The organism is Streptomyces nanshensis (genome assembly GCF_001751255.1).
GTDB classification, from domain to species: Bacteria; Actinomycetota; Actinomycetes; order Streptomycetales; family Streptomycetaceae; genus Streptomyces; species Streptomyces nanshensis_A.
Genome location: NZ_LJGW01000714.1, coordinates 1 through 10,077, shown reverse-complemented (window position 1 = coordinate 10,077; position 10,077 = coordinate 1). Strand labels below are relative to the sequence as shown.

12 protein-coding genes are annotated in these 10,077 nt (G+C 73.0%); 11 read left to right on the top strand and 1 reads right to left on the bottom strand.

The genetic code is table 11. The features are described 5' to 3' along the window. Positions 1-62: 62 nt before the first annotated feature. From hisI to lgt, 11 genes are all read left to right on the top strand, one after another. On the top strand, positions 63-485 hold the full coding sequence (gene hisI / locus AN218_RS32815) for a phosphoribosyl-AMP cyclohydrolase (RefSeq protein WP_070020667.1): 423 nt from the start codon (positions 63-65) through the stop codon (positions 483-485). 11 nt (positions 486-496) lie between these two features. After that, entirely contained in the window at positions 497-2,029 is a 1,533-nt protein-coding gene (locus AN218_RS32810) for an anthranilate synthase component I (RefSeq protein ID WP_070020666.1), read from the top strand. After that, positions 2,026-2,889: a TIGR02234 family membrane protein gene (locus AN218_RS32805; protein WP_244900901.1), complete on the top strand. Its 864-nt coding sequence runs from the start codon at positions 2,026-2,028 to the stop codon at positions 2,887-2,889. Before AN218_RS32810 ends, AN218_RS32805 begins: the two co-directional genes overlap by 4 nt. Positions 2,890-3,015: 126 nt before the next feature. After that, positions 3,016-3,255 carry an HGxxPAAW family protein gene (locus AN218_RS35870; RefSeq protein ID WP_070020665.1) on the top strand — a complete coding sequence of 80 codons (240 nt, stop codon included), beginning with the start codon at positions 3,016-3,018 and terminating at the stop codon, positions 3,253-3,255. Then, positions 3,252-3,689 (top strand): DUF2752 domain-containing protein, encoded by a 438-nt coding sequence (locus tag AN218_RS35865; RefSeq protein ID WP_070020669.1) that lies wholly within the window; start codon positions 3,252-3,254, stop codon positions 3,687-3,689. Before AN218_RS35870 ends, AN218_RS35865 begins: the two co-directional genes overlap by 4 nt. A gap of 197 nt (positions 3,690-3,886) precedes the next feature. After that, on the top strand, positions 3,887-4,702 hold the full coding sequence (gene trpC / locus AN218_RS32790) for an indole-3-glycerol phosphate synthase TrpC (protein ID WP_070020664.1): 816 nt from the start codon (positions 3,887-3,889) through the stop codon (positions 4,700-4,702). Between the two features lie 6 nt (positions 4,703-4,708). Then, complete coding sequence (trpM, locus tag AN218_RS35030; RefSeq protein WP_079132850.1) at positions 4,709-4,927, top strand: tryptophan biosynthesis modulator TrpM; 219 nt, start codon at positions 4,709-4,711, stop codon at positions 4,925-4,927. A 326-nt stretch (positions 4,928-5,253) separates the two neighbouring features. Next, positions 5,254-6,489: a tryptophan synthase subunit beta gene (gene trpB / locus AN218_RS32785; RefSeq protein ID WP_070020663.1), complete on the top strand. Its 1,236-nt coding sequence runs from the start codon at positions 5,254-5,256 to the stop codon at positions 6,487-6,489. Further along, entirely contained in the window at positions 6,486-7,382 is an 897-nt protein-coding gene (trpA, locus tag AN218_RS32780) for a tryptophan synthase subunit alpha (protein ID WP_079132849.1), read from the top strand. Before trpB ends, trpA begins: the two co-directional genes overlap by 4 nt. A gap of 102 nt (positions 7,383-7,484) precedes the next feature. Next, complete coding sequence (locus AN218_RS32775; protein WP_338059659.1) at positions 7,485-8,237, top strand: DsbA family protein; 753 nt, start codon at positions 7,485-7,487, stop codon at positions 8,235-8,237. 440 nt (positions 8,238-8,677) lie between these two features. Continuing rightward, a complete protein-coding gene (gene lgt, locus AN218_RS32770) occupies positions 8,678-9,691 on the top strand; it encodes a prolipoprotein diacylglyceryl transferase (RefSeq protein WP_070020661.1) in 1,014 nt (337 codons plus the stop codon). Positions 9,692-9,728: 37 nt separating this feature from the next. On the opposite strand, the gene AN218_RS32765 is transcribed toward lgt, so the two are convergent. Further along, on the bottom strand, positions 9,729-10,077 hold a 349-nt coding region (locus tag AN218_RS32765; RefSeq protein WP_171908880.1), incomplete at its 5' end, for an HpcH/HpaI aldolase/citrate lyase family protein.

The following is a 10,077-nucleotide window of genomic DNA, read 5'->3' as shown; positions in this document are numbered from 1 at the left end:
CCCTCTCCGCCCCCTCTCCACCAGGTCCCCGCCCCCGCCCCGCATGCGCGAGAATGGGCCCCATGCCCGCACGATCCCCCGCCACATCGCTCGACCCCGAGATCGCCGCCCGCCTCAAGCGCGACGCGCACGGCCTCTTCCCCGCCGTCGCCCAGCAGTACGACACCGGCGAGGTGCTCATGCTCGGGTGGATGGACGACGAGGCGCTGCACCGCACCCTGACCACCGGCCGCGCCACCTACTTCAGCCGCAGCCGCCAGGAGTACTGGGTCAAGGGCGACACCTCCGGTCACACCCAGCACGTGCGTTCCGTCGCGCTCGACTGCGACGGCGACACGGTGCTGGTCCAGGTCGACCAGGTGGGCGCCGCCTGCCACACCGGCGACCGCACCTGCTTCGACGCGGGCACGCTGCCGGCCGTCCGTACGGACGGGAGCCGGGCGGCGGCCGGGCCCGACGGCCCTGACGGCCCTGACGGCCAGTAAGGTCGGCGATCATGACGACCCCGGACCTCGACACCTTCCGTACGCTCGCGAAGGACCGCCGCGTCATCCCCGTGACGCGGCGCCTGCTCGTCGACGGCGACACCCCCATCGCGCTCTACCGCAAGCTCGCCGCCGAGCGGCCCGGCACCTTCCTGCTGGAGTCCGCCGAGAACGGCCGTACGTGGTCGCGCTACTCCTTCATCGGCGTACGCAGCGCCGCGACCCTCACCGTGCGCGACGGCTCGGCGCACTGGCTGGGCACGCCGCCTGTCGGGGTGCCCACCGACGGCGACCCGCTGCGCGCGCTGCGCGAGACCGTCGAGGCGCTGCACACTCCGCGCGATCTGCATCGGGACGGGGAACTGCCGCCCTTCACCGGCGGCATGGTCGGCTACCTCGGCTACGACATCGTGCGCCGCCTGGAGAAGGTCGGCGACGGCACCACCACCGCGGACGATCTGGCCCTGCCCGAGCTGACGATGCTGCTCGCCTCCGACCTCGCCGTCCTCGACCACCGGGACGGCACGGTGCTGCTGATCGCCAACGCCATCAACCACAACGACCTGGACACCGGCGTCGACGAGGCGTACGAGGACGCGGTCCGGCGGCTGGAGACCATGGCGGCGGACCTGGCACGTCCCGCGCCGGACGCCCCCGCGGTGCTGCCGCCTTCCGAACTGCCGGAGTTCACGGCACGCTCCGGCGGCGCGACGTACGAGGCGTGGGTGGAGGACATCAAGGAGCGCATCCGCGCGGGCGAGGCGTTCCAGGTCGTCCCCTCGCAGCGGTTCGAGACGGAGTGCACCGCGAGCGCCCTCGACGTCTACCGGGTGCTGCGCGCCACCAACCCGAGCCCGTACATGTATCTCTTCCGCTTCGCCGGAGGCACGGGGGGAGACTTCGACGTCGTCGGCTCCAGCCCCGAGGCGCTGGTGAAGGTCGAGGACGGGCGGGCGATGATGCATCCCATCGCCGGCACCCGCCGCCGCGGCGGCACTCCGCAGGAAGACACGGCGCTGGCCGAGGAGTTGCTGGCCGATCCCAAGGAGCGGGCCGAGCATCTGATGCTGGTCGACCTCGGGCGCAACGACCTGGGGAAGGTGTGCGAGCCGGGCAGCGTGGAGGTCGTGGACTTCATGTCCGTCGAGCGCTACAGCCACGTCATGCACATCGTCTCGACGGTGACCGGCCGGCTCGGCGCGGACCGCAGCGCCTTCGACGCGCTGACCGCCACCTTCCCGGCCGGGACGCTCTCGGGCGCGCCCAAGCCCCGCGCCCTGCAGATCATCGACGAGCTGGAGCCCACCCGTCGCGGCGTCTACGGCGGCTGCGTCGGCTATCTCGACTTCGCGGGCGACGCGGACATGGCCATCGCGATCCGTACGGCGCTGCTGCGCGAGAACACCGCGTACGTACAGGCGGGCGCCGGCGTCGTGGCGGACTCCGACCCCGCCGCCGAGGACACCGAGTGCCGGAACAAGGCGGCGGCGGTGCTCAGGGCGGTCGCCTCGGCCGGAAGGCTCGGCGGTAGCGTGGACGGGTGACTTCCGTACCGAAGGCCCGCTCATCGGACGCCGCACCCGGCCACGAAGGCGCCGACGGCGACGGCGTCACCGATCCGCGACCGCAGATACAGCAGACGCAGACGAATCCGCAGACCGAGACGCAGACCGAGTCCGGTGCCGCGGGCGCCGTTGGCCGGACGACCGTTTCCGCGAACTCTCGCGCGCAGGCCGCGCGCCGTGCCCTCGCCCTCGCGCTGCTGTGCGGCGCCGCCGGTGCCGCCCTCGCGCTGCTCGCCAGCGGCCAGGTGTGGAGCCAGGCCACGGCGGCCTTCGCACAGGGCGCGATCCCCGTGAAGGCCAAGGGCGGCGACGTCACCGGTCTGCCGAGCGCGCTCGCCCTCGTCGGACTCGCCGCGCTCGTCGCGGTGTTCGCGGTCCGCCGCGCCGGACGCGTCCTCGTCGCGTCGCTGCTCACGCTCTGCGGCACCGGCACGGTCGCCGCCGCGCTGCTGGGCGCGGGCGAGCGCGGAGCGCTGGAGGAGAAGGCGGCCAAGGCGTCCGGACTCGCCCGTACCGGCGTCGAAGCGGTGCACGTCAGCGCTTGGCCGTACGTCTCGGCGGCGGGCGGCGCGCTGCTGGTGCTCGCCGGTGTGCTCGCGCTGCGGTACGGACCGTTCTGGCCGTCGATGTCGGGGAGCGCGCGGTACGAGCGGACGGAGCGCACCCGGCGCGGTCCCCGTGGCCCCCGCGCTGCACCCGCCCCCGTGGACCCGGACCGTCCCGAGGACCTGTGGAAGGCGCTCGACCGCGGCGAGGACCCCACCGGCGGTCCGGGCGGAACGACGGACAGCGGTAAGGACGGTAAGGACGGCGGTACGGGCGGCGGCGCCACCGTCTGATTCCGCCCGGTACGGGCCCGTACCCCTTCTGAGCACCCCTGCCTCGGCACTCCCCGGCGGCACCGGGAACAATGGGCGCAGAGCGGGCCGGTGGCCCAGTCGGTCGAACTACGAGGAGCACACAACATGGCGGGCAACAGCCACGGCAACACCCTGGCCGCGTGGACGGGCGTGACGATCTGCTTCATCGGCTTCTGCATCGCCGGCCTCTTCACGGTCGCCGCCCAGCCGGTCGGCTTCGTGGTGGGTCTCGTCGTGGCCGTCGCGGGCGGCGTCGTCGGACTGCTGATGAAGGCCATGGGCTTCGGCCAGCCCAAGGAGGCGCGCAGCCATGCCACGGGGGAGCCGCAGGAGCAGTCGTCCTGAGCGGGCAGGAGCCCGTACCGGCGGGACGCCGGAGCAGTGTGCCGGTGTCCCGCCTCGCCGCGCCCTTCGGCACCCTCGCTGCCGTGGGCGCGGCTTTCGCGTACGTGGGCGCCGTGGACCCGGGCGAGCCCGGGCACTACCCGGTCTGCCCCCTGCTGCACTTCACCGGTCTCTACTGCCCCGGCTGCGGCGGACTGCGCAGCGCGCACGCCGTCGTGCACGGGGACCTCGCCGGAGCGCTGGGGATGAACGCCCTCGCGGTGATCGGCTTCGCGGTCTTCGCGGTGTTCATGGTCTTCTGGGTGGTGCGGGTGCTGCGTTCCCGTCCGGTGTCGGTGGAGCTGCGTACGCCGCACTGGTGGGCGCTGGGCGCGCTGGTGCTCGTCTTCACCGTCGTACGCAACCTTCCGGTGGGCGCCGCTCTCGCACCGTGAGCGACGGGCGCGCGGCGGCGTCCGAACGGTCGCGAGGACAGCGGCATTTGTCCGGAATGTGGAATTCCCACCGGGCGGATGCGAGTCCTCCGGCTCCCGCCCGATAGCATCGCAGTGCCCGGTCTGACCATCCCTGCTTTCCGCGCTTTCCCCGCTTCCCGCGCGGAGGCCCCGACCCGACCGAAGGAGGCCGCTCGGTGAGTGTGCTCGACGAGATCATCGAAGGCGTACGTGAGGACCTTGCCGAGCGGCAGGCGCGCGTCAGCCTCGACGAGCTCAAGGAGCGCGCCGCCGCCGTTCCTCCGGCCAAGGACGGCTTCGCCGCGCTGAAGGGCGAGGGCGTCAGGGTCATCTGCGAGGTCAAGCGCTCCAGCCCGTCCAAGGGCGCGCTCGCCGCGATCGCGGATCCGGCCGCCCTCGCCGTCGACTACGAGACGGGCGGTGCCTCGGTCATCTCCGTCCTCACCGAGCAGCGCCGCTTCGGCGGCTCGCTCGCCGATCTGGAGGCGGTGCGGGCGAAGGTCGACATCCCCCTGCTCCGCAAGGACTTCGTCTTCTCCTCGTACCAGCTCTGGGAGGCCCGCGCGCACGGTGCCGACATCGTGCTGCTGATCGTCGCGGCGCTGGAGCAGGAGGCGCTGGTCTCGCTGATCGAGCGTGCCGAGTCGATCGGTCTGACGCCGCTGGTCGAGGCGCACGACGAGGACGAGGCGCAGCGCGCCCTCGACGCCGGTGCGCGGATCGTCGGCATCAACGCGCGCAACCTCAAGACCCTGGAGGTCGACCGGGGGAACTTCGCCCGTATCGCGCCCGAACTCCCGGACCACGTCGTCAAGATCGCCGAGTCCGGCGTCCGCGGGCCGCACGATCTGATCGCGTACGCCAACGACGGCGCCGACGCGGTGCTCGTGGGCGAATCGCTGGTCACCGGCAAGGACCCGAAGGGCGCCGTGGCCGACCTCGTCGCCGCCGGCGCCCACCCCGCGCTGCGGCACGGGCACGGGAAGGGCTGACCTCCGATGACTCCCCGCACGACCGCTCCCCGCTCCCCGCTCGGGCCGCCGCCCGGCTCGTACGCGGCGCTGGCCCGCGGCTGCCGTCCGCGCGGGTGCCGGGCTCCGGCCCGGCGGGTGCACGGGCGGCGGGTGCGCTACCACATCGGCTGTGAGCCGGGGCAGATCAACGGGCGCCGATGGCGCGCGGGTACGGCCGCGGACGCACCGGCGCACCACCACTGAGCCTTCGGCTCGCTGAGCAAGTGAGCTGCTGAGTCGCCGAGTTGTCCGTTCCGGCCGACGGCCGTACGGAGACGGACGAGGACGAGCACCCCACACGGGGACCCAGACGAGGACTCAGGACGGGAACGAGGGCGGACGGGCATGTGCCCGGAGCGCTGTCTTCCGCACCGGCCGCCGCACCCGCCCGCACCCGTACCCCCGTATCCGTGTCCGCGGGCGCTCCGTGTCCGTAGACGCCGTCCATGCCGTACGCGCGTGCTGCCCGTACCGCCGAACTCCCCCTGCACATCTGCCCGTTCATCACTTTTCACGAGGAGCACCGTCGGATGTCCGACTTCTTCGTCCCCGACCCCGAGGGCCGGGTCCCCGATCCCGGAGGCTATTTCGGCGCCTTCGGCGGCAAGTTCATTCCCGAGGCGCTGGTCGCCGCCGTCGACGAGGTCGCCGTCGAGTACGAGAAGGCGAAGGCCGACCCCGCCTTCACCGCCGAGCTCGAAGACCTCATGGTCAACTACACCGGCCGCCCCAGCCCGCTGACCGAGGTCTCCCGCTTCGCCGAACAGGCGGGCGGCGCACGGATCTTCCTCAAGCGCGAGGACCTCAACCACACCGGTTCCCACAAGATCAACAACGTGCTCGGTCAGGCGCTGCTCACCAAGCGCATGGGCAAGACACGGGTCATCGCCGAGACCGGCGCCGGGCAGCACGGCGTGGCCACCGCCACCGCCTGCGCGCTCTTCGGCCTCGAATGCACCGTCTACATGGGCGAGATCGACACTCGGCGCCAGGCGCTGAACGTGGCGCGGATGCGCATGCTGGGCGCCGAGGTCGTGCCCGTCGCCTCGGGCAGCCGCACCCTCAAGGACGCCATCAACGAGGCGTTCCGCGACTGGGTCGCCAACGTCGACCGCACCCACTACCTCTTCGGCACGGTCGCCGGGCCGCACCCCTTCCCGCAGCTCGTACGGGACTTCCACCGCGTCATCGGCGTCGAGGCACGCCGTCAGATCCTGGAGCGGGCCGGGCGGCTGCCGGACGCCGTCGCCGCGTGCGTCGGCGGCGGATCCAACGCCATCGGGCTCTTCCACGCGTTCCTGAACGACGAGGACGTACGGCTCGTCGGCCTCGAAGCGGCCGGACACGGCGTCGAGTCGGGGGAGCACGCCGCGACGCTCTCCGTCGGCGAGCCCGGCATCCTGCACGGCTCCCGCAGCTTCGTACTCCAGGACGACGAGGGGCAGATCACCGAGCCGTACTCGATCTCGGCCGGCCTCGACTACCCGGGGATCGGCCCCGAGCACGCCTATCTGAAGCAGTCGGGACGGGGCGAGTACCGGCCCGTGACCGACGACGAGGCGATGCGGGCGCTGCGCCTGCTGTCCGAGACGGAAGGCATCATCCCGGCGATCGAGAGCGCCCACGCGCTCGCGGGCGCGCTGGAGTTGGGCCGGGAGACCGGTCCCGACGGGCTGATCCTGGTGAACCTCTCGGGGCGCGGCGACAAGGACATGGACACCGCCGCGCGGTACTTCGGCCTGTACGACGAGGAGGCGGACCGATGAGCGCGGACGCGACCGGGGCAGTGGCCCCCCAGCCCCAGACCCAGCCCCAGCCCCAGCCGCAGACCGGCGTCGGCGGCGGGATCGAGCTGCTGGAGTCCGTACTGGCCCAGGCTCGCGCGGAGGACCGTGCCGCCCTCGTCGGCTATCTGCCCGCCGGGTTCCCGACCGTCGACGGCGGCATCGAGGCGTGCGTCGCGCTGCTGGAGAGCGGCTGCGACGTCGTCGAGGTGGGCCTCCCGCACAGCGACCCGGTGCTGGACGGGCCCGTCATCCAGACCGCCGACGACATCGCGCTGCGCGGCGGCGTCCGCATCGCCGACGTCGTGCGTACGGTGCGCGAGGCGCACGCCGCCACGGGCAAGCCGGTGCTGTGCATGACGTACTGGAACCCGGTGGACCGCTACGGCGTCGAGCGCTTCGCGGCCGAACTGGCCGCGGCCGGCGGCGCGGGCTGCATCCTGCCGGACCTGCCGGTCGAGGAGTCGGAGGGCTGGCGCAAGGCGGCCGAACAGCACGGCCTGGCGACGGTGTTCGTCGTCGCTCCCAGCAGCAGGGACGAACGGCTGGCGAAGATCACGGCCGCGGGCAGCGGCTTCGTCTACGCGGCCTCCCTGATGGGCGTCACCGGGACCCGCGAGTCCGTGGGCCGCGAGGCGGAGGAGCTGGTCGCCCGTACACGGGCCACGACACGGCTGCCCGTCTGCGTGGGGCTCGGCGTCTCCGACGCGGTACAGGCCGCGGAGGTCGCCGCCTTCGCGGACGGCGTGATCGTCGGATCGGCCTTCGTGAAGCGGCTGTTGGCGCACCCGGACGATCTGCCCTCCGGGCTGGCGGACGTACGGACGCTCGCGGCCGAACTCGCCGCCGGCGTACGGCGGAAGGCCACGACGTAACCGCACACCGCGTGTGAGGAACCCGCCCCGCGTCTCGCTCTTTCGGGCGAAACGCGGGGCGGTCGCGCAGGCTGCCCGCCCTCACGTTCGTTGGCTCACGGTGTGAAGAGCCAGAAGATGAACGAAGAAGGCCAGGAGGGCCGCCGCAGCGCCACCGAGCGCATGCGCGCCGAACGGCAGCGGGAACACACGGCGCAGAAGCGGGGACGGCAGCTCAAGGTGGGCGGCGTGGTCGTCGCCCTGCTGGCGCTGGGCGCGGGGATCGGCGCCCTCGTCGCACAGCAGCGGTCGGGCGGCGGAGCGGCGGACGACGCCAAGCCCATCGCCGTCGGCAAGCGCGACGCCCCCGCGACGCTCACCGTCTACGAGGACTTCCGCTGCCCCGCGTGCGCCCAGTTCGAGCGGCAGTTCAGCGGCACGATCCGGGGGCTGGAGAAGCGGGGCAAGCTGCGCGCCGAATACCACCTCGTCACGATCATCGACGACAACCTGGGCGGCCGGGGCTCCCACCGGGCGGCGAACGCGGCGGCGTGCGCACGGGACGAGGGGAAGTTCCGCCAGTATCACGACGTGCTCTACAGGAACCAACCGCCCGAGCGCAGCGACGCGTTCAGCAGCGCGAAGCTGCTCACGAAACTGGCCGGGAAGGTCGACGGGCTGTACGGGGCGCGCTTCCGCGGCTGCGTCGAAGGCGCCACGCACGAGGCGTGGGTGAAGAAGACGGCCGCGCAGTTCAAGAAGTCGGGCCACCAGTCGACTCCGACGGTGCTGCTCGACGGCGAGGACATCTACGGCGGCGGCGAGCCGCTGACGCCCGCGTCGCTGAAGAAGAAGGTCGAGGCGGCGGCGGAGTAGCCGGCCGGCTGCCGCCGTGTCGCGGGACGGGTGCGGCGAACGGACGGCCGTGGTGGGCGTGTTGACGTCGGCCGGACGCAACGCCCTTGCGGCGTACGGCCGTTGAGGGCGGGCATGGGAGCGGCCCGCGCGGTGCCGGCCGGCGTACGAGCGCGGTGCCCGCGGTCGCCGGACCGGTCCCGCCCGCGTACGTACACCGTCGTGAGCCGCCGGTCCGCCTGCCGTCTGCGGGCCACCGTCCTCCGGAGACATCCCCTGGTCACGGCCTCACGGCCGGAGCGAATGTGGCGAAGGTCTCGTCCCGTGCGGGTGCCCGTGCGGCCCCGGCGGATCGGACGGCGGGCCCCGGTCCGGGGGCCTGCGCCGATCGGCCGTTATGGAGCTGTTGCACAGGGTGCATTGCCGACGGCGAGGCCGGGCAAGGTAGCGTCGGGACCGCCATGGAGATCCTTGCATTCATCCCCAGCCCCTCGGCCGGCGAGATCCATCTCGGACCGGTCCCGCTGCGCGGCTACGCCTTCTGCATCATCATCGGCGTCTTCGTCGCCGTGTGGCTCGGCGGCCGCCGCTGGGTCGCGCGCGGCGGCCGTGTCGGCACGGTCGCCGACATCGCCGTGTGGGCCGTGCCGTTCGGCCTGGTGGGCGGGCGTCTCTACCACGTCGTCACCGACTACCAGCTCTACTTCGGCGAGGGCCGCAACTGGGTCGACGCCTTCAAGATCTGGGACGGCGGCCTCGGCATCTGGGGCGCCGTCGCGCTCGGTGCGCTCGGCGCGTGGATCGGCTGCCGCAGGCGCGGCATCCCGCTGCCCGCGTACGCCGACACCGTGGCGCCGGGCGTCGCGCTCGCGCAGGCCATCGGACGCTGGGGCAACTGGTTCAACCAGGAGCTGTACGGGCGGGCCACGGATCTCCCCTGGGCGGTCGAGATCGACGCGCAGCACCGGCCGGTCGACACCCCGAGCCTGGCCACCTACCACCCGACGTTCCTGTACGAGTCGCTGTGGTGCGTCGGCGTCGCGGCCCTGGTGATCTGGGCGGACCGCCGCTTCAAGCTCGGGCACGGCCGCGTTCTGGGGCTGTACGTCGCCGCGTACACCGTGGGGCGTTTCTGGATCGAGTATCTGCGTGTCGACGACGCCCACCACATCGCGGGCCTGCGGCTCAACGACTGGACGTCGATCATCGTCTTCGTCTGCGCCGTCGCGGGCATCGTGATCTCCGCACGGCTGCGGCCCGGCCGCGAGGAGATCGTCGAGCCGGAGGCCCACGGCGACGCCGGGACCACGGGCGGCGGCAAGGGCGGCAGCCGCGGTATGGGACATCGCGGCGGCAAGGGCGCGCCCGCCGCACCGGCCTCCGCGTCCGCCCCGTCCGAGACTCCGGACGCCACCGGCGACGGCGAACCCTCGGCCGTCTCCTCCGCTCCCGAGAGCGGCAGCGGAACCTCCTGACGTACCTACGCGTCGGGGCGCCTGTTCTGGTGCCCGTTCAGCGGCGGCGTCTGGCGAGCGCGAGCGTTCTGCGCGCGCCCGCGACGATCGCCGCGTCGACGAACCGTCCGTCCGGAAGCGCGAGCGCTCCCGTGCCGTTGGCGGCCGTCGCCGCCATGACCTCCTCCGCGGCCTCGATCTCCTCGCGCGTGGGCAGATACGCCCGCACGATGGCGTCGAGTTGGCACGGGTGGATCGCCGTACGTCCCAGGAAGCCCAGGCTGCGGCCCTCGGCGCAGGACCGGGCGAGCCCCTCGGCGTCGGCGACGTCCGGGTAGACGGACTGCGGCGGCGGCGCCAGTCCCGCCGCGCGTGCGGCGACCACGGCCCGGCTGCGCGGCCAGGCG

Bases quoted from the DNA above. Each gene is read 5' to 3' on its own strand.
- trpA (WP_079132849.1), top strand. From the start codon at position 6,486: ATGAGCGCGGACGCGACCGGGGCAGTGGCCCCCCAGCCCCAGACCCAG.
- trpB (WP_070020663.1), top strand. From the start codon at position 5,254: ATGTCCGACTTCTTCGTCCCCGACCCCGAGGGCCGGGTCCCCGATCCC.
- hisI (WP_070020667.1), top strand. From the start codon at position 63: ATGCCCGCACGATCCCCCGCCACATCGCTCGACCCCGAGATCGCCGCC.
- lgt (WP_070020661.1), top strand. From the start codon at position 8,678: ATGGAGATCCTTGCATTCATCCCCAGCCCCTCGGCCGGCGAGATCCAT.
- trpM (WP_079132850.1), top strand. From the start codon at position 4,709: ATGACTCCCCGCACGACCGCTCCCCGCTCCCCGCTCGGGCCGCCGCCC.
- AN218_RS32810 (WP_070020666.1), top strand. From the start codon at position 497: ATGACGACCCCGGACCTCGACACCTTCCGTACGCTCGCGAAGGACCGC.
- AN218_RS35870 (WP_070020665.1), top strand. From the start codon at position 3,016: ATGGCGGGCAACAGCCACGGCAACACCCTGGCCGCGTGGACGGGCGTG.